This window comes from Ancylobacter sp. TS-1, assembly GCF_009223885.1.
Taxonomy (GTDB): domain Bacteria; phylum Pseudomonadota; class Alphaproteobacteria; order Rhizobiales; family Xanthobacteraceae; genus Ancylobacter.
This window is the reverse complement of sequence record NZ_CP045144.1, coordinates 3842183-3860636: the sequence shown is the minus strand read 5'-3', so window position 1 is coordinate 3860636 and position 18454 is coordinate 3842183. Positions and strand designations below refer to the sequence as shown.

Below are 18454 nucleotides of genomic sequence, written 5' to 3'. Positions count from 1 at the left end.
CTCAGTTCTCCCGCATGGTGCGCAGCAGCACCAGCGTCAGCAGGGTGACGACGATCAGAAGGATGAAGGAGACGGCGGCCGCCTGCCCGATGTCGAGGAAGCGGAAGCCGAGGCGGTAGGCATAGAAGGAGATGGTCTCCGTCGCCTTGCCGGGGCCGCCCTGGGTCAGCATGTAGATGAGGTCGTAGCTCTTGAGCGCCGCGATCATGCGGATCATCAGCGTGACCATGATGATCGGCTTCATCAGCGGCCACGTCACGTAGCGCAGGATCTGGAGCCGGCTGGCGCCGTCGATGCGCGCGGCCTCGACCGGCTCGCTCGGCATCGCCTTGAGCCCGGCATAGAGCATGAGCAGCATCAGCGAGGTCTCGTGCCAGATGTCGACGAAGATGACGGTGGCGAGCGCCAGATGGGGGTCGCCGAACCAGCCCTGCGGCGGAATGCCGACGAGGCTGATGAGCCAGTTCACGATGCCGAGGCTCGGGTTGAACATCAGCCGGAACATCAGCGCGACCGCCACCGGCGTCATCAGCACCGGGATCATCAGCACGATGAGGTAGAAGGAGCGCCCCGGCAGATGCGGCTGGTTGAGCAGCAAGGCGAGGCCGAAGGCGATGACAAACTCGAAGACCACGCACAGCACGGTGAGCTTCAGCGTCACCCATGACACATGGGCGAAGTCGTCCGACAGCACCGCCAGATAATTGGCGAAGCCGGCGAAGTCGCCCATGCCGTAGGTGATGATGTATTCTTGGAAGCTCAGATAGATCGAGTACAGCAGGGGCGCGGCGACAACCAGCGCCAGCACGATCACCGCCGGAGCGACGAAGACGTACTGCGCGAGATTGCGGCGGCGGCCGGGGGAACCGGCCCTCATCGTGGCGGTGGTCATCGGTCGCGACCCTGATGTCGTGAGGCACGGGCCCCGGGAGGCAGGCCCCCGGGGCGGGATGGCGCGCTGAAGGGTCCGCTCACTTGAGCAGCGGATCGCCCTTCACGAGACGGCCGAACTTGTCCTGCGAATCCGCCAGCGCCGTCGCCGGAGGCACGTTGTTGGCCAGGACCGAGCCCATCACCTCGGCGAAGGTCTCCACCAGCTGGGTGGAGCGCGACATGATCGGCAGGCCCTTCGAGTGCGCGAGCGCGTTGCCGACCTGCGACATGGCCGGCCACTTCTTGATGAAGTCGGCGTCCTCGTAGATCCACATCTGCGTCGGCTGGCCGCCGGCAAGGGCGCGCTTGTAGGCGACGTCCTTGGACTCGACCCACTTCAGGAATTCCCAAGAGCAGTCCGGGTTCTTGGCGTTGGTCGGCACGGCCCAGCCCCAGGCACCGAGGAAGCTGTCCTTGCCGGGCACGGGGGCGAAGGCCATCTTGCCGACGACGGTGGAGTCCTTGGGGTCTTCCAGCGTCGGGAACAGGAACAGGTAGCTGATCGCGAAGATCGCCTTGCCCTGCTTCAGCGTGTTGGCGACGTCGTCGAAATTGGCGCCGAGCGCGCCCGGCTGGGCGGCGCTGTTGATGAGGTCCGCATAGATGGTGACGGCCTTGGCCGCCTCCGGCGTGTCCATGGTCGGCTTCCACGTCTTGCGGTCGTAGAAGTCGCCGCCCTCGGCGAACAGGTAGTTGGTGGCTTCCATCACCACCGGGTCGGCGCGCTGGGCGGCCATGGCGATGCCGTACATGTCCTTCTGCTTGCCGGACCACTTCACGACCTCGGCGAACTCCTCCAGCGTGGCCGGAATCCGCCAGTCGCGCTTGAACTGTTCCTTGTAGGCCGCCTGGAAGGTCGGGTCCTCGACGATGTCCTTCCGGTAGAGGATGCCCATCGCGTACTGCCAGAAGGGCAGCATGTAGGTCTTGCCCTGCACCGTGCCGTTCAGCGCCATCAGGGCGGGGAAATAGAGGCTGGTGTCGATCTTGTCGCGGGCGATCCACGCGTCCAGATCCCTGATCCAGCCGGCGGTCTTGAACTCGCCGACCCAGTAGCTGTCGACCACCAGCACGTCGTAGCTGGAGGTGGGGGCGGTCAGGCTGGGCACCAGCTTCTCGTGCATCAGCGAGTAGTTGACCGCCTCGATGTTGACCTTGGCGCCGAACTGCTTCTCGAAATCGCCCTTGATGGCCTGGAGCGCCTCGGTGTCCGGCACCGTCTCCATCAGGATGTTGATGTCGGAGCCCTTGCAGACGTCGCTGGCGGCAAAGGCCGGCGAGGCGGCGGCGAGAAAGGCGAGCACGGCGGCACTGGTGCCGAATTTCACGCGTGTCATGACAGTTCCCTTTTGTCGTGAGGCTGGAAGGCCGGTTTGTCCGGTCGGGCTTGTTCGTCAGCCCTTCACCGCGCCGAGGCTGAGCCCGGCAACGAGAAGCTTTCGGATCGCGAAGTAGATGAGCACCATCGGCGCGATGGCGAGCATGGTGGAGGCGCACACCGCGCCGATGGCCGTGCCCTGTTGCGTCACCAGGCTGGAAATGGCGACCGGCAGCGTCTTGGTCTGCTGTCCGGTGAGCATCAGGGCGAACAGGAACTCGTTCCAGCACAGCACGAAGGAGAGCACCGCCGCCGCGCCGATGCCCGGCAGCGCCGCCGGCAGCACGATGCGCCAGAACACGGTGAACGGGCCGGCACCGTCGATCAGCGCCGCCTCGTCAAGCTCGCGCGGCACCCGCTTGAAGAAGCTCACCAGCAGCCAGACCACATAGGGCAGGTTGAAGGTCAGGTAGGTGATGACGAGGCCGGCATGGCTGTCGGCGAGGCCGAGCCGCTTGAAGATGAGAAAAAACGGAATGACGAGGACGATGGGCGGCATCATCTGCGTGGCGAGTATGGCCAGCGGCATCACCGCCCCGCCGGTGCGGAAGCGGTCGATCGCATAGGCGGCGAGCGCGCCGAGCAGCAGGGCGATGGCGGTGGTGAGCAGCGCGACGATCAGGCTGTTCAGGAAGAAGGAGCCGAAATCGAAGCGCAGCAGCACGTCGCGGTAATTGTCGAGCGTGGGCGCGAAGAACAGGTCGGGCGGCATCTGATAGGCCACCACCTTGTCGGCGAAGGAGGTGCGCAGGACCCACACCAGCGGCAGCAGCACCATCGCCGAGGCGCTGCCCAGAATGAGGTGGGATGCCCACTGCACCCATCGAGACTCGCCGACCATCCTGGGTCTCCGCTGCGATCGATGTTATATGTTATAACAATATTGGGCACGTAGCGGCCGTGGCAAGCGAAAAATCGCCCGTCGACGGTCTAGCCCTAGCCGGCCACGGCCAGCGGGCGGATGTCCTCCTCGTCGTCGAGGAAGCGCATGAGCAGGCGCGCGGCTTCGAGAATATCGCGTTGCACCGCTTCGCTCACGCCATTGGCGTCGCCGGCCGAGGCAAGGCCGATGATTTCATCGTGAACGGTGTTGGCGATGGCGTGGAAGCGCCCCTCGCTAGCCAGCGCGTTCAGCCAAGGCCCCGTCTGAAGCCAAGCAAGATCAATGAGTTCGCGCAGGAAACCCATGCCCGATGCCTCATAGATGCGGAAATGGAACCGCTCATTATTAGCGAGATAGTCGTTGAAGCGCCGGTCGCGGATATCCGCCGTCATCGCCGCCGACAGGGCCTCCAGCTCGGCGATGTCGCGGCCGGTGAGGCGCGGCGCCGCCTCGAGCGCCGCCAGCCCTTCCAGCCGCACCCGGACCTTGGTGATCTCCTGGAAACGGCGGCGGGTGAGCACCGGCACGATGATGGTGCGGTTGGGCTGCAATTGCAGCGCCTGCGAGGCGATGAGGCGCTGCAACGCCTCGCGCACGGGTGTCGCCGAGATGCCCAGATCCTTGCCGAGCCCGCGGATCGTCATCGCCTGTCCGGGCTTGAAACGCCCGGTCCGCAAGGCTTCCCGCAGTGCGGCATAGGCCTGTTCGTGCAACGGCTCCTGAAAGAGTTGCTGCAGCTTCATGCACCCGGGCCTTTCCGATTCCGCGACCGCTATTTGTTATAACAAACCAGATCGCGGACCGGGGCGCAAGGGCGTGACGCCCGAACCGGGGGTGGGAGGCGGCGCGGCAGGCCGTCGGAACGCAAACGGGCGGGCGCGGCCCGCCGCCGCCCCGCCCGTCTCCATCCATGCGAGGCGATCAGGAGGCGATCAGCCCGCCATTGCCAGCTTCAGATTCTGGTCGATCCGGTCGATGAAGCCGGTGGTCGACAGCCATTTCTGGTCCGGGCCCACGAGGAGTCGAGGTCCTTGGTCATGTCGCCGCCCTCCACCGTGTCGACGCACACCTTCTCCAGCGTGCTCGCAAAGGCGGCGAGGTCGGCATTGTCGTCGAGCTTGGCGCGATGGGCGAGGCCGCGTGTCCAGGCGAAGATCGAGGCGATGGAGTTGGTCGAGGTCTCCTTGCCCTTCTGGTGCTCGCGATAGTGGCGCGTCACCGTGCCGTGGGCCGCTTCCGATTCCAGCGTGCGGCCGTCCGGGGTCATCAGTACCGAGGTCATCAGACCCAGCGAGCCGAAGCCCTGCGCCACGATGTCGGACTGCACGTCGCCGTCATAGTTCTTGCAGGCCCAGACATAGCCGCCCGACCATTTCAGCGCCGAAGCCACCATGTCGTCGATCAGCCGGTGCTCGTACCAGATCTTGTGCTTCTCGAACTCGGCCTTGAACTCGCTGGCATAGATCTCCTCGAAGATCCTGCGGAAGCGGCCGTCATACTGCTTGAGGATGGTGTCCTTGGTGGAGAGGTAGACCGGATAGCGCCGGGCAAGGCCGTAATTGAGCGAGGCGCGGGCGAATTCGACGATCGCCTCGTCGAGATTGTACATCGCCATGGCGACGCCGGCGCCCGGGGCCTTGTAGACCTCGTGCTCGATGACCTGCCCGTCGTCGCCGACGAACTTGATCGAGAGCGTGCCCTTGCCCGGGAACAGGAAGTCGGTGGCGCGGTACTGGTCGCCGAAGGCGTGGCGGCCGACGATGATCGGCTGCGTCCAGCCGGGCACGAGGCGCGGTACGTTCTTGCAGATGATCGGCTCGCGGAAGATCACGCCGCCGAGGATGTTGCGGATGGTGCCGTTCGGCGAGCGCCACATCTTCTTGAGGCCGAATTCTTCAACGCGGCCGGCATCGGGGGTGATGGTGGCGCATTTGATGCCCACACCCACCCGCTTGATCGCGTGCGCGGCATCCACCGTGACCTGATCGTCGGTCGCGTCGCGGTTCTCGACGCCGAGGTCGTAATATTCGAGATCGATGTTGAGATAGGGGTGGATCAGCTTGTCCTTGATCAGCCCCCAGATGATGCGCGTCATCTCGTCCCCGTCGAGCTCGACGACGGGGTTTGCCACTTTGATCTTTGCCACCGGAACGCTCCTGAAAACCACGTCGCGGACGACCCCGGCGGCGCGCCGCCGGGGTACGCCTGAACGAACCTCAGACCACCTTGACGGTCAGGGTGCCGACGCCGTCGACCCCGCCTTCGAGCAGGTCGCCGCGCACGATGGCGCCGACGCCGGCCGGCGTGCCGGACATGATGACGTCGCCCGGCTGGAGCACGAACAGGCCGGAGAGGTAGGAGATCATCTCCGGCACCTTCCAGATCATCTGGTTGAGGTCGCCGAGCTGGCGCGGGGTGCCGTTCACGTTCAGCCACACCTTGCCGTCGGTGGGATGGCCGATCTTCGCCGCCGGCACCAGCGCCGAACAGGGCGCGGAGGCCTCGAACGCCTTGCCCACTTCCCACGGGCGGCCGAGCTTCTTGGCCTCGCCCTGCAGGTCGCGACGGGTCATGTCGAGCCCGATGCCGTAGCCCCAGACGTGCTCCATCGCCTTCTCGACCGGGATGTTGACGCCGCCCTTGCCGATGGCGACGAGCATTTCGAGCTCGTAATGCACGTCCTTCGACTTGTCGGGATAGGGGAAGGTGCCGTCGGTAATGACGTTGTCGGGGTTCTTCTGGAAGAAGAAGGGCGGCTCCTTGTCGGGATCGTGCCCCATTTCGATGGCGTGCTCGGCGTAGTTGCGGCCGACACAGTAGATGCGGTGGATCGGGAACAGCTTGTCCGAGCCTTCGACGGGAAGCGTCGGAATGCCAGGAGGCGTGATCACGTAGGCGGAATTATCGATGGGCGCGTTCATCAGCGTACTCCTGCATAATAGTCGACGCGTTTTTCAATGCTTTCGATCAGGGCCGACAATCCCATCGCCGCAGCGAAGAGGATGATCGTCAGTGCCCAGAAGTTTTCCATGTCGAAATTGCGCGAGTAAAGCTCGAACAACTCGCCATAGCCGATGATCGACACCAGCAACTGGCCGATCACCACGCCCTTCACGCCGCGCACCACGCCAAGCCGGATGCCGGCGAGGATTTCCGGCAGCGCGGCCAGAAGGATGATCTTGCCATAGAGCGTGGCGCGCGAGGCGCCGTAGCTGCGGCCCATCTCGATCAGCGAGGGCGGCACGCCCTGAACGCCGGCCCGCGTGTCCAGCACGATGATCCAGACCGCGAACAGGAAGACGGTGACGACGACGGTGGTCTCGCCCATGCCGAACAGGATCATCAGCACCGGCACCAGCGCCGAGAGCGGCGCCGAGACGAAGATGTTCACCCAGATGCCGAGCAGGTTGTCCGCCGTCTTCGAGCGCCCCATGAGCACGCCGATGGCGACGCCGGCGACGATCGCGAACGCCATTCCGACGAGGAAGCTGTTCAGTGTGGTGAGCGCCGCCGCCTGCCAGGTGCCGGTCTGCACCAGCGCCACGGCCGCCACCAGCACATTCGAGAGCGGGGGAATGAGGAACATCGCCCCGGAGCGCCCCACGATCTCCCACACGACGCACCAGACAACCAGCGAGGCCATCATCGGGACGCGAAAACCGAAAAGGGTCATGCCGTCCTCCCCTAGTCGACGTAGCGCTTGAGGCCCTGCCAGATCTCCTCGACGGTGTCGAGATAGCCCTGGTCGCGGCGGATGGCGTCGGGAGAGGCGGAGCGGTCGATCTCCGGCTCGATGATCTGCGCGATGCGGCCGGGCCGGCGCGACAGGATGACGATGCGGTCCGAGCAGTAGACCGCCTCCTCGATGGAATGGGTGACGAAGATGAAGGTCTTCTTCTCCTTCTCCACCAGTTCGAGCAGGTCCTCCTGGAACTTGCGGCGGTTCTGCTCGTCCACCGCCGAGAACGGCTCGTCGAGGAGGAGCACGTCGGCGTTCACCGCGAAGGCGCGGGCGAGGCCGACACGCTGGCGCATGCCGCCGGAAAGCTCGTGCGGGAACTTGCTCTCGAAGCCGGAGAGGCCGACCTCGGCGATGTATTTATGGGCGATCGCCTGGCGCTCGTCCTTGCCCATGCCCTTCAGTTCGAGGCCGAAGGCGACGTTGCGCATCACCGTCGCCCAAGGCATCAGCGCGAAGTCCTGGAAGACGAAGGCGCGCTCGGGGCCGGGGCCGGTGACGGTCTTGCCGTTCACGCGGATCTCGCCCGCCGTCGCCGGGATGAGGCCGGCGATGATCTTGAGCAGCGTGGTCTTGCCGCAGCCGGAAGGCCCGAGCAGCGTGGTGAGCTTGCCGGCGGGGAAGTCGAGGTCGATGGAGCGCAGCGCCTCGACCTCGTTATACATTTTGCAGATGCCCCGGACCTCGACGGCGACGTCGGAGCCGGCGGTCCGGGTGGCGGCGGTGGCCGCCTCGGCGGTGATGTTCCGCATGTTCAGGACTTCCTCTTCTCGGGACGCAGCACGCGAAGCTCGAAAGCCTCAAGCGCGGCGAGCGTGAGGGTGGACACGAGGATGATGGAGACCACCGCGGCGTACATTTCCGGGTAGTCCGCCACCGAGCGGTGATAGGTGATGAGATCGCCGATGCCTGTCGGGGTGATCAGCAGTTCGGCGAGGATGACGCCGATGAAACCGGCGGCCAGACCCAGCCGCAGCCCCGCGAAGATGACCGGGCTGGCGTCCGGTATGATGATCTTGGTGATGCGCTGCCACCATGTGCCCTGGAACGAGTAGCACATCGCAACCAATGACGGATTGGCATTGCGCACCGCCTTGTAGCCGTTGAGCGCGATCACCGGCAGGGCGAGCATGATCACCGCCAGCGTCTTCGACACCAGGCCGATGCCGTAGACGAAGGTGATGAGCGGGATCAGCGCGGCCATGGGCGCGGCCTGCACGACGATGAAGACCGGCGCCACCAGCCACTCGGCGAAGCGCGAGAGGCCCATGACGATGCCGAGCCCGATGCCGATGAGGGCGGAGATCGCGATACCGATGACGAGCGGCTGCAGCGTCTGCGCATAGGCGGCGACGAAGGAGCCATCGAGCGTCATCGTCACGAAGGCGCGCAGCGTCTCCAGAAAGGTCGGGAAGGCGAAGCTGATCGGTATGCGGCCGGCGATTTCCCAGATGAGGAAGAACAGGCCGATCGACGCGGTGCGCCAGAGGGCCGTGCGGTGCTCCGAGAGCTTCCTCCAGATGAAGGAAGCCTCGGAGGGGCGAACGGCCCGAGGGGAGCCGTTCGCCTGCGCCGGGAAGGTCATCCCCCCGGCCTCAGTTGGTGCCGACCTTGCCGAGCGCGCGATTCAGCGGCTCGAGCGCCCAGAAATCCTCGACCTTGAGGCTCGCGGGATCGCCCTGGAGTTGGCCGGAGAGGGTGTAGAAGGCGAAGTCGTCCTTAGCCGCCGCCTCGCCGCCGCCATTGGGCGGGAACGCCTTGCCCTGCGCCAGCTCGGTGAAATAGGGCGTGATCTCCGCCACCTGATCGGCCGGCAGATCGGGCAGCAGCTTGTACTTGGCGCGCCACTCGGCGACGATCGCCGGGTTCTTCGTCACCTCGCGCCAGGTGGTCAGCACCGACTCGACGATGACGTCGACGTCCTTCGGATTCTTGTCGAGAAAGTCCTGGCGGGCGAACAGCGCCTCGTCGGTGGCGTTCACGCCGTCGAGCGGCAGGATGATGAACTTGCCGGGCGCCTTTTCCTGCAGCAGGCGGCGACCCGCCGAATCCACGATCGTCGCCTTCACATTGCCCTGCAGCAGCGCGCCCGTGCGCACCTCGGAGCCGGGGATGTAGCTGATCTTGGAGAACTTGATGCCCTGCTTGTCCTCCATCAGCTTCATGATCGCCTCGGTGCCCGAGCCGCGCGAATGCACCGCGACTTCCTGACCGTTGAGATCCTTCCACGTCTTGTAGAACTCGGCGTTCACGGCCGGGTAGAAGCGCAGCGTGGAAAGCTGAAGGAAGATGCGCACCGGCACCTTCACCTTCTGCATCAGGGCGTAGGGGCCGCCGACGCCGATGTCGGCCTGTCCGCTCACCACCGCCTGCGCGGCGATGTCCTCGGACTTGAGGTACGTCATCTCGATCTCGACGCCCTTCTGCTTGGCCAGTTCGAAGGCCGCCAGAAGATGCAGGTTCTCGACGCTCGCAATGTCGCCATAGGCGACGCGGACCTTCGCCTCCGCCTGCGACGCCGCCGCGAGGGCCAGTCCGAATCCGACGGCCAGGGCCGTGCCGGAAAGACCGCGCAATCTCCTCGTAAAGTCCTTGAGCATTTCCAGTCTCCCATGAGCGGGGCGGTTGAATCCGCCGCTGACCAACCCGCGAGGTTGGATACCAATTTCATTTTGGTTTATATTGGCTAGACAGGTCGGTCAAGGGCGGAATGGCTTGACCGCGCCGTATGCACGCTTCATAGATTGAACCAATTCGAACTTTGGTTGAGCCGGACATCCATGCTTACGCCTCCTGCCGACGCGCATCTGGAAAAGGGAATTGTCACCCAGCTGCGCGGATACCTCGCCCAGATCGACCTGCCCGACGATGGCCGCCTGCCGCCCGAGCGCGAATTGTCGGCGGCGCTGGGGGTCTCGCGCGCCGAGCTGCGCAAGGCGCTCGACGTGCTGGAGGCGGAAGGCCAGCTCTGGCGCCATGTCGGCAAGGGCACCTTCATGGGCAGCCGGCCGCTCGACACCTTCGCCGACATCGCCGCGCTCGCACGGCGCAGCAACCCGGCCGAGGTCATGCGCGCGCGCATCGTGATGGAGCCGGAAATCGCCCGCGCCGCCGCCTTCACCGCCACGCCCGCCGACATCGCCGAGATGCGCATGTGCCTCGCACGCTCGCGGCAGGCCGAGACCTGGCGCCAGTACGAGGCGTGGGACACGCGCCTTCACCGCACCATCGCCGAGGCCAGCCAGAACACCCTGCTGCTCGGCCTGTTCGACACGCTGAACGCCGTGCGCCGGGCCGTGACATGGGGACGGCTGCGCACCGAGCCGCTCAAGCCGCTGCCGGACCATCACAGCTTCGCCGAGCACGAGGCCATCGTCGACGCCATCGAGCATCGCGACATCGCCGGCGCGGCCGCCGCGATGCGCAGCCATCTGCAGACGGTGGAGCGCAAGCTGCTCGACCGCCAGTAGGGCGGAGCGATCCGACCGATCCCGGGATGCGTAGGACGCTCATCGCGCCACTTCCGCCCGGGAGGATGTCATGAACCGCCGCCTTGCGCTCGCCGCCCTTCTCGCCCTCGCCCCCGCCGCCGCGTCGGCCGGCTCGCCCGATCCCGCCGGCGTCTGGATGCGCGGCGACGGCAATGCGCGGGTGCGCATCGCCGCCTGCGGCGACAAGATCTGCGCGACCAATCTGTGGATCGGCGACACGTCCGGCGGGGAGTCGGTGGGCGACCGTCTGGTCCTCACCCTCGCCGCCAAGGACGGCTCCACGCTGGCGGGCACCGCCTACGATCCCCAGCGCAACCTGACCTATTCGATGCAGATGCGGGTGGAAAGCCAGCGGCTCCACACCCGGGGCTGCATTCTCGCGGACATGCTCTGCAAGTCGGTGACGTGGTCGCGCGCCGAATGATCGGCGCGTCGGGGCAGGTTTGCCCAACGGACGGAGACCGTCCGTTGGGCGCGATGCCCTAACCGCGCAGCTTGTAGAGGCCGACGTCGATGGCGCCGGCCCGGAACCCGCCCTCGCAATAGCTGAGATAGTATTCCCACAGGCGGTGGAAATCCGGGCCGAAGCCGAGCGGCTCGATGCGCGCGCGGGCGTCGTTGTAACGCTCGCGCCATGCCGCCAGCGTCTGCGCGTAGCCGTGCCCGAAGGTCTCGCTCGCCACAAGTTCGAGACCGGCGGCGCCGGCCTGCTCGGCGATGTGCGTGCGGGTGGGCAGCATGCCGCCCGGGAAGATGTGGCGCTGGATGAAATCGGTGTTGCGCCGGTAGTCCTCGAAACGGTCCTCGGCGATGGTGATGACCTGAAGCACCGCCACCCCGCCGCGCTCGAGGCAGGCGCGCAGCTTGGCGAAATAGACCGGCCAGAACGCCTCGCCGACGGCCTCCAGCATCTCGATGGAGACGATGCGGTCGTACCGGCCGCTCACGTCGCGGTAGTCCTGAAGGTGCAGTTGCGCGCGCGCCGCCAGTTCCGGCTCCGCCGCGAGCGCCTGCCGGCCATAGGCGAGCTGCTCGCGCGACAGGGTGATGCCGGTCACTTCGGCCCCGCGCCGCGCCAGGGCGCCGGCCAGCGCCCCCCAGCCGCAGCCGATCTCCAGCACATTCTGGCCGGGCTCGACCTCGAGCATGTCGGCGATGCGGGCCAGCCGGGCCGCCTGCGCGTCCTCCAGGCTCTGGCCCGGCGCGATGGCGATGGCGGAGGAATAGTTCATCCCCTCGTCCAGCCAGAGCCGGTAGAAATCATTGCCGAGATCGTAGTGGAACGCGATGTTGCGCCGGCTGCCGGCCCGGGAGTTGCGGCGCAGCGCATGCCGGAGCCGGTTCCACGCCCGCACCGGCGGCAGGGCGGCGAAGCGCGCCGACAGGTCGGGCAGGTTGTGCGCAGCGAACTCGATCAGCGCCGGCAAATCGGGGCTCGACCAGTCGCCGGCGATGTAGGCATCCGAGAAGGCGACGTCGCCGCCGATGAGCAGGCGGCGCAGCGCCCGCCAGCGATGCAGCACCAGCGTCGCGTCCGGCCCCGGCCTTGCCCCCCGGCCCGACAGGCGGCGCCCCTCCGGCGTCACCACGGTGATATGGCCGATGGACAACTGGCCGAGCAGCCGGGAGAGAACCGCCTCGCGCAGCAGGAGACGCGGGGCGCTTGCCTCCGTGTCGCGCGGGAGATCGGTGAGACGGTCGGCGTCGATACGCATCGGAATCTGTCCTCAGGAACGCGTCGTGGGCGAGACGGTGACGGGCCGGTCCGGCGAGGGCGGGCGCGGGCGCAGGCCGATTCCCTTGGCCCAGATCCGCAGCGCCTCCCAATGGATGCCGGCGACGACCTTCAGCGTGAGCATGGGGTAGGCCACGAGCGCGCGGCCGAGCTGCCCGTCGGTCAGCGGCCGCCGCCGCGCGGCATGCACCGCGCTCAGCACCGGCCCCTCGCTATCGCTGGCGAGGATGCCGATGCGCAGCGTCTCGCCGGGAGGATCCACCCGGAAGGCATAGGTCAGGTCCATGTCCATGAAGGGCGAGACGTAGAAGTGCTTCTCCGCGCTCTGGCGCAGCGGGGCGGCCGCATCGCGCCCGACCGGGATCAGATAGGAATGGCGCTGCCCGAAGGTGTTGTTCACCTCGTACAGGATCGCCCGCAGCGACCCGTCCCGCCGGTGGCAGAAATAGACGCTCAGCGGGTTGAAGGCGTAGCCGAGCAGGCGCGGCATGGTCAGCAGCCGCACCGCCCCGCCATCCGGCTCCAGCCCGGCCGCGTCCAGCAGGTCCTGCACCTGCTGCTTCAGGGGCACATCGGTGCCGGCGCCATGGTCGCGCTCAAAGAAGCTGAACAGGTTGAAACGGTTGAGCGAGAAGAGGCGCAGGCGCCGGTCGAGCGCGCCCAATTCGTCGAGATCGAGCAGCAGTGAGAAGATGCGGTAGGCCAGCCGATGCACGCGCGGCTTCAGGCGCACATGGAGAACGGAGCCGGCGTAGAGCGCGGAATGCATCGTGCTCATGACACACGCTCCCACAGATGCGGCGCGGCCCCGCCCGGAGGCAGCGCGATGCGGCCCGATTCATCGGCCACCCGCCACGGGCGACGCACGCCGCCCAGAGCCTCCGCCACGGCAAGGCCGGCCTGCAGGCCGTCCTCGTGGAAGCCGGCCCCGAAATAGGCGCCGCAATACCAGAGGCCGCCATCCCCCTGCAGCGACCATAGCCGTTCCTGCGCCGCCATGGCGTCCGTGTCGAACAGGGGATGCTCGTAGCTCGTGCGGTAGGCGACGCTGTCGCTTGAGGGCGGCTCGATCGGGTTGAGCGTGACGAAGAGGGGATGCGACTCGGGCAGGTGCTGAAGCCGGTTCATCCAGTAGGTCACGCAGAGCCGGGGATCGCCGCGCCGGTCGGCGAGGTAGTTCCACGCCGCCCACGCCGCGCGGCGGCGCGGCATCAGGCCCGGGTCGGAATGCAGCACCGCCTCGTTGCGGCTGTAGCGGAAGGCGCCGAGCAGTTCCTGCTCCGCCCGGCTCGGCCGCTCGACCAGAGCCAGCGCCTGATCGGCATGGGTCGCCACCACCACGTGATCGAAAGGCCACTCCGTGCCGTCGCCCGTGTGCACCGTCACGCCGTCCGCGTGCCGCCGGATTGCGCGCACGGGGCAGCCGGATTCGATGCGGCCCTGAAAACGGCGGCGCAGGCGCTCGACATAGCGGCGGCTGCCGCCGTCCACCGTGCGCCAGGCCGGGCGGTCGGCAAGCTGGAGCAGCCCGTGATTGTCGCAGAAGCGCACGAAGGCCGCCGCCGGATAGCGCCCGACCTCGGCGGCCGGTGTCGACCAGATCGCCGCCGCCATCGGGTAGAGATGATCGTCGCGGAAGGCCGCGCCGTAGCGATTGGCGTCGAGATAGCTATCGAGACTGTCCAGCCCGAGCGAAGTGAGGTCGCGCGGGGCGTTGCGGTAGAAGCGCAGCAGGTCCTTCAGCATCGAGCCGAAGCGCGGCGAGAGGAGATTTCCCGGCTGCGCGTACAGGCCGCGCAGGCCCGAGCCGGAATATTCCAGCCGCCCGCCGTCGAGCGACACCGCGAAGGACATCTCGGTCGCGCGCGTCTCGACCCCGATATGGGCGAACAGCGCGGTGAGGTTGGGGTAGGTCTTCTCGTTGTAGACGATGAAGCCGGTATCGACGGCAAGACCGGCGACCTCCACCGTGTTCGAATGCCCGCCGAGCCGGCTATCGGATTCGAACAGGGTGACGTCGTGGCGCTGGGAGAGCAGCCACGCGGCCGAGAGGCCGGAAATGCCGGCGCCGACGACGGCGATCCGTCCTCCGGAGCCGGGCGCGAAGTCCTGACGAATGTTCATGCCGCGCGGTTTCCTGATCGGTGGAGCGAACGCCCCACCTTGGTCTAGGCTGTACGCGGCGCCCCGTTCGCCGGATCACCTCAACCATGAATGATCCGGCGCCGGGGACCGCGCGTAGAAGGGTTCATGAATGCGCTGCTCGACCATTCCCGATCCGAGACGTCTTCCGGCCTCCGGCAGGCCCGGCGGGGGACCGTCGTGACGCATCTCATGGAGGAAAAGCCGGTGCCGGACGGGGACGAACTCGCGGGGCTGATCCGCAAGGTCGCCACGGATCGCGACCGGCAGGCCTATGCACGGCTCTACAGCTATTTCGCGCCGCGCCTGAACGGGTTTCTGCGCAAGGCCGGCCTGCCGCCCGCGGCGGCCGAGGAGATCGCGCAGGAGACGATGCTCAGCGTCTGGCGCAAGGCCTCCTATTTCGATCCCGCGCGGGCCGGCGCGTCGACCTGGATCTTCACCATTGCCCGCAACCAGCGGATCGACCATCTGCGGCGCCTGCGGGTCGCCAATGCCGCCGAGAACGAGATCCCGCCGGAGGAAGAAGCAGCCCCGTCCGGCGAGACGCTGCTGCTGACCGCCGAACGCGAAACCCGCGTGCGCGCCGCGCTGAAGTCGCTGTCCGAGGAACAGGCTGCCGTGGTGCGCCTGTCCTTCTTCAGTGACAAACCGCATTCGGAAATCGCACGTGAGCTCGGCCTGCCGCTGGGCACCGTCAAATCGCGCGTGCGCCTCGCCCTCGGGCGACTGCGCGCACTGCTGGATGCTCAATCATGACCGTACATCATCACGCGACCGATGAAACGCTGATGCGCTACGCGGCCGGCCACCTGCCGGCGGCGCCCGCGCGCGTGGTCGCCGTGCACCTCGCCGGCTGCACCACCTGCCGCACCCGCCTGGCCGCCTTCGAGGCCGTCGGCGGCGCGCTGCTGGAGCAGACCTCCCCCGAGCCGATGGCGCCCGATTCCTTCGCGGCGGCCCTGCGCATCATCGAGGCCGAGGACGGCATGTCCCGCGCGGCGCAGACGCCCGCCCGTCCCGGCCGCTCCCCGGCCCTGCTGCCGGGCGGCATACCGATCCCGGAGCCGCTGCGCGATTGCGAGATGGGCCCGTGGCGATGGATCGGGCTCGGCGTGCGGGCGAGCGCCCTCCGGCTGCCCGAGGACCCGGAGGCGCGGCTGACGCTGCTGCGCGTCGGGCCGGGGCGCAAACTGCCCGAGCACGGCCATTTCGGCACCGAGTTCACGCAGGTGCTGGCCGGCTCCTTCTCCGACGGCTTCGGGCGCTACAGGCCCGGCGACCTCAGCGAGATGGGCCATGAGATTGAGCATCAGCCGATCGTCGACCCGGAAGGCGAATGCATCTGCCTCGCCGCACTGGAGGGCGGCATGCGGCTCACCGGCCTGCTCGGCCGCCTGATACAGCCCTTCGTCAGGCTCTGAGGCCGGCATGCGAGAGTTTGCCTTCGTCGCGCTCACTTTGCTCGCCGGCGGCACGGCGACCGCCTGGGTCGCGCCGGTCGCGGCACTGAACACGCTGTCCCGGCTCGAAGGCGTGGTGGTGACGACCGATCTCGCCTATGCCGACGGCCCGCGCCACGGCGTCGACGTCTACGCGCCGCGCGGGAGCGGGGGCGGGCGTCCCGTGGTGGTGTTCTTCTATGGCGGCGGCTGGGAAGAAGGCGAGCGGGCCGATTACCGCTTCGTCGGCGCCGCGCTGGCGAGCCGGGGGATCGTCGCCCTCATTCCCGATTACCGCGTCTATCCGCAGGTGCGCTTTCCCGACTTCCTGCGGGACGCCGCCCGCGCCGTGCGCTGGGCGCGCGAGCACGCCGCCCGGTTCGGCGGAGACCCCACGCGCCTCGTGCTCGCCGGCCATTCGGCCGGCGCCCACATCGCCGCCATGCTGGCCTTCGATCCGAAATGGCTGGCCGGCGAGCGGATCGACGCGCGACGCGACATCGCCGGCGTGGCGGGGCTGGCCGGGCCCTACGATTTCCTGCCGCTTCGCAGCCCGACGCTGAAGGACATCTTCGGCACGGAAGCGCAGCAGGCCCTGAGCCAGCCGATCAACTTCGTGACCGGCCGCGAGCCGCCGGCCTTCCTCGCGACGGGGGCGCGCGACACGGCGGTCGATCCCGGCAACACCGGGCGCATGGCCGCCCGCATCCGTGCCCAAGGCGGAGAGGTGACGACACGCATCTATGAGCGCGCCGATCATCGCACCGTGCTCGGCGCCTTCGCCCGGCCGCTGCGCTTCATCGCGCCCGCGCTGGACGACGTTGCTGCCTTCGTGCACCGCGTCACCGCCGGGGAGAGGGCCGCGTGAGCCTGTGGGCGGCCATAGCGCTTGCCGCCGCCTGTCTTTCGCTCACCATGGCCTTCGCCTGGGCGCTCGCCGAGCGCAGCGGCAATCATGGCTGGGTCGATACCGTCTGGTCCTTTGCCACCGGACTTGCCGCGGTCGCCGGCGCGTTCCTGCCGGTCGCGGGATGCTGGATGCCCCGGCAGATACTGGTGGCGGCGCTGGTCGGGCTCTGGTCGCTGCGGCTCGGCAGCCACATCCTGCGGCGGACGCTGAAGGGGCATGACGATCCGCGCTACGCGCAGCTGCGCCGGGAGTGGGGCGCCTCGGCGTCGCGGCGCCTGTTTCTCTTCTTGCAGGTCCAGGCCCTCGCGGCGCTGGTCCTCGTTGTCGCGGTGATGGCGGCGGCCCACAATCCGACGCCGCACTGGCGCTGGGGCGACGGGGTGGGCATCGCGCTCGCGCTGCTGGCGGTGGCCGGCGCGGCCGTCGCCGACCTCCAGCTCGCCCGGTTCCGGGCCGATCCGGCCAATCGCGGCCGGGTCTGCGATATCGGCCTGTGGGGGCTGACGCGCCATCCCAATTATTTCTTCGAATGGCTCGGCTGGCTCGCCTACCCCGCCATCGCCTTCGGCTTCACCGGCGCCCATCCCTGGGGCGCCGTCGCGCTGCTCGCCCCTCTCCTCATCTATGTGCTGCTGGTCCACGCCTCCGGCATCCCGCCGACGGAGGCGCACATGCTGCGCTCGCGGGGCGAGGCGTTCCGCGACTACCAGCGGCGGGTGAACGCCTTCTGGCCCGGTCCTGCGGGCCGTCAGCGGAGTGAACGATCATGAGCCTCATCGCCGCCGCCGGCCGTGTCGCCGAGCGCCTGCCGCTGCCCGATCCCGTGACGCGCCTCGGCATCGACATGCTGGTCGGGCGCACCCGCCGCGTGCTGGCGAGCCTGCCGCCGGAGACCGTGCACCGCTTCGCCGAGGAGATGGCCGCGCGGCCCATCGCCGAACATCCCGAGCGCGCCAACGACCAGCATTACGAGCTGCCGCCGGAATTCTTCGCGCTCACCCTCGGCCCGCGCCGCAAATATTCCTGCTGCCTCTATGACGGCGGCGCCGCGACGCTCGAACAGGCCGAGATCCGCGCGCTGGAGGAGACCCTCGCCCATGCCCACCTCGCCGATGGCCAGCGCATCCTCGAACTCGGCTGCGGCTGGGGATCGCTCACCCTGTTCATGGCCGAACGCTTCCCGGCGGCGCGGATCGTGGCGGTGTCCAACTCCGCCCCGCAGCGTCTGCATATCGAGGCACGGGCCCGGACCCTCGGCCTCTCCAATGTGCGCGTGATCACCGCCGACATGAACGGCTTCGACACGCCGGAGACGTTCGAGCGTATCGTCTCGGTCGAGATGTTCGAGCACATGGCCAACTGGCGCGCCCTGCTGGAGCGGGCCAGGGGCTGGCTGGCGCCGGAGGGACGGATGTTCCTGCATGTCTTCACGCACCGTGCCATGCCCTACCGCTTCGACCATGCCGACGCGGAGGACTGGATCGCCCGGCACTTCTTCACCGGCGGCATCATGCCGAGCGAAGGGCTCGTCCGCTGCGTCACCGACCGTTTCACCGTCGAGCAGGAATGGCGCTGGAGCGGCCGGCACTATGCGCGCACCGCCGAGGACTGGCTGGCCAATTTCGACGCCAACCGCGCCCGGATCGACGAGGTGCTGCGCGACGTCTACGGCGCGGACGCGGCCATGTGGCGGCGGCGCTGGCGGCTGTTCTACCTCGCCACGGCGGGCCTGTTCGGGCATCGCGGCGGCGAGGAATGGGGCGTCAGCCACTATCTGCTGCGCCCGCGCGACTGAGGTGAG

Annotated in this window: 19 protein-coding genes and 1 pseudogene; 7 read left to right on the top strand and 13 right to left on the bottom strand. The window is 67.8% G+C overall.

What is annotated here, in order from left to right; genetic code table 11:
• Position 1: 1 nt before the first annotated feature.
• The 10 genes and pseudogenes from GBB76_RS18140 to GBB76_RS18095 all read right to left on the bottom strand — a co-directional run bounded on the left by GBB76_RS18140 (position 2) and on the right by GBB76_RS18095 (position 9533).
• Positions 2-892 carry a carbohydrate ABC transporter permease gene (locus tag GBB76_RS18140; RefSeq protein ID WP_152304603.1) on the bottom strand — a complete coding sequence of 297 codons (891 nt, stop codon included), beginning with the start codon at positions 890-892 and terminating at the stop codon, positions 2-4.
• 79 nt (positions 893-971) lie between these two features.
• Positions 972-2270: an extracellular solute-binding protein gene (locus tag GBB76_RS18135; RefSeq protein ID WP_152304602.1), complete on the bottom strand. Its 1299-nt coding sequence runs from the start codon at positions 2268-2270 to the stop codon at positions 972-974.
• A 57-nt stretch (positions 2271-2327) separates the two neighbouring features.
• Entirely contained in the window at positions 2328-3131 is an 804-nt protein-coding gene (locus GBB76_RS18130; RefSeq protein ID WP_162375655.1) for a carbohydrate ABC transporter permease, read from the bottom strand.
• Positions 3132-3247: 116 nt separating this feature from the next.
• Positions 3248-3937 carry a GntR family transcriptional regulator gene (locus GBB76_RS18125; RefSeq protein ID WP_152304600.1) on the bottom strand — a complete coding sequence of 230 codons (690 nt, stop codon included), beginning with the start codon at positions 3935-3937 and terminating at the stop codon, positions 3248-3250.
• A 189-nt stretch (positions 3938-4126) separates the two neighbouring features.
• A pseudogene (locus tag GBB76_RS18120) lies at positions 4127-5340 on the bottom strand (NADP-dependent isocitrate dehydrogenase).
• A gap of 70 nt (positions 5341-5410) precedes the next feature.
• Positions 5411-6115 carry a fumarylacetoacetate hydrolase family protein gene (locus GBB76_RS18115; RefSeq protein WP_152304598.1) on the bottom strand — a complete coding sequence of 235 codons (705 nt, stop codon included), beginning with the start codon at positions 6113-6115 and terminating at the stop codon, positions 5411-5413.
• Positions 6115-6867, bottom strand: a complete 753-nt coding sequence (locus GBB76_RS18110; protein ID WP_152304597.1) for an ABC transporter permease — start codon at positions 6865-6867, stop codon at positions 6115-6117. The genes GBB76_RS18115 and GBB76_RS18110 overlap by 1 nt, the downstream gene beginning before the upstream one ends.
• A gap of 11 nt (positions 6868-6878) precedes the next feature.
• On the bottom strand, positions 6879-7685 hold the full coding sequence (locus tag GBB76_RS18105) for an ABC transporter ATP-binding protein (protein WP_152304596.1): 807 nt from the start codon (positions 7683-7685) through the stop codon (positions 6879-6881).
• Between the two features lie 2 nt (positions 7686-7687).
• Complete coding sequence (locus GBB76_RS18100; RefSeq protein ID WP_152304595.1) at positions 7688-8518, bottom strand: ABC transporter permease; 831 nt, start codon at positions 8516-8518, stop codon at positions 7688-7690.
• A 10-nt stretch (positions 8519-8528) separates the two neighbouring features.
• Positions 8529-9533 carry an ABC transporter substrate-binding protein gene (locus tag GBB76_RS18095; RefSeq protein ID WP_152304594.1) on the bottom strand — a complete coding sequence of 335 codons (1005 nt, stop codon included), beginning with the start codon at positions 9531-9533 and terminating at the stop codon, positions 8529-8531.
• A 180-nt stretch (positions 9534-9713) separates the two neighbouring features.
• Here GBB76_RS18095 and GBB76_RS18090 point away from each other — a divergent pair, with 180 nt between their 5' ends.
• Together GBB76_RS18090 and GBB76_RS18085 are read left to right on the top strand one after the other, a co-directional pair.
• On the top strand, positions 9714-10403 hold the full coding sequence (locus tag GBB76_RS18090; protein ID WP_152304593.1) for a FadR/GntR family transcriptional regulator: 690 nt from the start codon (positions 9714-9716) through the stop codon (positions 10401-10403).
• A 70-nt stretch (positions 10404-10473) separates the two neighbouring features.
• On the top strand, positions 10474-10848 hold the full coding sequence (locus GBB76_RS18085) for a DUF2147 domain-containing protein (RefSeq protein WP_152304592.1): 375 nt from the start codon (positions 10474-10476) through the stop codon (positions 10846-10848).
• Between the two features lie 58 nt (positions 10849-10906).
• Here the strand turns inward: GBB76_RS18085 and GBB76_RS18080 are convergent, their stop codons facing one another.
• From GBB76_RS18080 to GBB76_RS18070, 3 genes are read right to left on the bottom strand one after another with little or no spacing between them, the layout of a single operon-like run.
• A complete protein-coding gene (locus GBB76_RS18080) occupies positions 10907-12139 on the bottom strand; it encodes a cyclopropane-fatty-acyl-phospholipid synthase family protein (protein ID WP_152304591.1) in 1233 nt (410 codons plus the stop codon).
• A 12-nt stretch (positions 12140-12151) separates the two neighbouring features.
• Positions 12152-12937, bottom strand: a complete 786-nt coding sequence (locus GBB76_RS18075; RefSeq protein WP_202911129.1) for a DUF1365 domain-containing protein — start codon at positions 12935-12937, stop codon at positions 12152-12154.
• Positions 12934-14283 carry an NAD(P)/FAD-dependent oxidoreductase gene (locus GBB76_RS18070; RefSeq protein ID WP_152304590.1) on the bottom strand — a complete coding sequence of 450 codons (1350 nt, stop codon included), beginning with the start codon at positions 14281-14283 and terminating at the stop codon, positions 12934-12936. Before GBB76_RS18070 ends, GBB76_RS18075 begins: the two co-directional genes overlap by 4 nt.
• A 210-nt stretch (positions 14284-14493) precedes the next feature.
• Here GBB76_RS18070 and GBB76_RS18065 point away from each other — a divergent pair, with 210 nt between their 5' ends.
• From GBB76_RS18065 to GBB76_RS18045, 5 genes are read left to right on the top strand one after another with little or no spacing between them, the layout of a single operon-like run.
• Positions 14494-15060 (top strand): sigma-70 family RNA polymerase sigma factor, encoded by a 567-nt coding sequence (locus GBB76_RS18065; protein WP_152304959.1) that lies wholly within the window; start codon positions 14494-14496, stop codon positions 15058-15060.
• A complete protein-coding gene (locus GBB76_RS18060; RefSeq protein ID WP_152304589.1) occupies positions 15057-15725 on the top strand; it encodes a ChrR family anti-sigma-E factor in 669 nt (222 codons plus the stop codon). Before GBB76_RS18065 ends, GBB76_RS18060 begins: the two co-directional genes overlap by 4 nt.
• Before the next feature lie 7 nt (positions 15726-15732).
• Entirely contained in the window at positions 15733-16611 is an 879-nt protein-coding gene (locus GBB76_RS18055; RefSeq protein WP_152304588.1) for an alpha/beta hydrolase, read from the top strand.
• 47 nt (positions 16612-16658) lie between these two features.
• On the top strand, positions 16659-17423 hold the full coding sequence (locus tag GBB76_RS18050; RefSeq protein ID WP_202911261.1) for a DUF1295 domain-containing protein: 765 nt from the start codon (positions 16659-16661) through the stop codon (positions 17421-17423).
• The gene (locus GBB76_RS18045; protein WP_152304586.1) at positions 17420-18448 is read left to right on the top strand and encodes a cyclopropane-fatty-acyl-phospholipid synthase family protein; all 1029 of its coding nucleotides are present in this window, start codon (positions 17420-17422) and stop codon (positions 18446-18448) included. Before GBB76_RS18050 ends, GBB76_RS18045 begins: the two co-directional genes overlap by 4 nt.
• The last annotated feature ends 6 nt before the right edge of the window (positions 18449-18454 follow it).

Excerpts from the sequence above, each read along its gene's own strand:
- GBB76_RS18060 (WP_152304589.1), top strand. The coding sequence starts at position 15,057 with ATGACCGTACATCATCACGCGACCGATGAAACGCTGATGCGCTACGCG.
- GBB76_RS18045 (WP_152304586.1), top strand. The coding sequence starts at position 17,420 with ATGAGCCTCATCGCCGCCGCCGGCCGTGTCGCCGAGCGCCTGCCGCTG.
- GBB76_RS18110 (WP_152304597.1), bottom strand. The coding sequence starts at position 6,867 with ATGACCCTTTTCGGTTTTCGCGTCCCGATGATGGCCTCGCTGGTTGTC.
- GBB76_RS18125 (WP_152304600.1), bottom strand. The coding sequence starts at position 3,937 with ATGAAGCTGCAGCAACTCTTTCAGGAGCCGTTGCACGAACAGGCCTAT.
- GBB76_RS18090 (WP_152304593.1), top strand. The coding sequence starts at position 9,714 with ATGCTTACGCCTCCTGCCGACGCGCATCTGGAAAAGGGAATTGTCACC.
- GBB76_RS18115 (WP_152304598.1), bottom strand. The coding sequence starts at position 6,115 with ATGAACGCGCCCATCGATAATTCCGCCTACGTGATCACGCCTCCTGGC.
- GBB76_RS18065 (WP_152304959.1), top strand. The coding sequence starts at position 14,494 with ATGGAGGAAAAGCCGGTGCCGGACGGGGACGAACTCGCGGGGCTGATC.
- GBB76_RS18085 (WP_152304592.1), top strand. The coding sequence starts at position 10,474 with ATGAACCGCCGCCTTGCGCTCGCCGCCCTTCTCGCCCTCGCCCCCGCC.
- GBB76_RS18070 (WP_152304590.1), bottom strand. The coding sequence starts at position 14,283 with ATGAACATTCGTCAGGACTTCGCGCCCGGCTCCGGAGGACGGATCGCC.
- GBB76_RS18095 (WP_152304594.1), bottom strand. The coding sequence starts at position 9,533 with ATGCTCAAGGACTTTACGAGGAGATTGCGCGGTCTTTCCGGCACGGCC.
- GBB76_RS18055 (WP_152304588.1), top strand. The coding sequence starts at position 15,733 with ATGCGAGAGTTTGCCTTCGTCGCGCTCACTTTGCTCGCCGGCGGCACG.
- GBB76_RS18105 (WP_152304596.1), bottom strand. The coding sequence starts at position 7,685 with ATGCGGAACATCACCGCCGAGGCGGCCACCGCCGCCACCCGGACCGCC.
- GBB76_RS18100 (WP_152304595.1), bottom strand. The coding sequence starts at position 8,518 with ATGACCTTCCCGGCGCAGGCGAACGGCTCCCCTCGGGCCGTTCGCCCC.
- GBB76_RS18050 (WP_202911261.1), top strand. The coding sequence starts at position 16,659 with ATGGCCTTCGCCTGGGCGCTCGCCGAGCGCAGCGGCAATCATGGCTGG.
- GBB76_RS18135 (WP_152304602.1), bottom strand. The coding sequence starts at position 2,270 with ATGACACGCGTGAAATTCGGCACCAGTGCCGCCGTGCTCGCCTTTCTC.
- GBB76_RS18080 (WP_152304591.1), bottom strand. The coding sequence starts at position 12,139 with ATGCGTATCGACGCCGACCGTCTCACCGATCTCCCGCGCGACACGGAG.
- GBB76_RS18075 (WP_202911129.1), bottom strand. The coding sequence starts at position 12,937 with ATGAGCACGATGCATTCCGCGCTCTACGCCGGCTCCGTTCTCCATGTG.
- GBB76_RS18140 (WP_152304603.1), bottom strand. The coding sequence starts at position 892 with ATGACCACCGCCACGATGAGGGCCGGTTCCCCCGGCCGCCGCCGCAAT.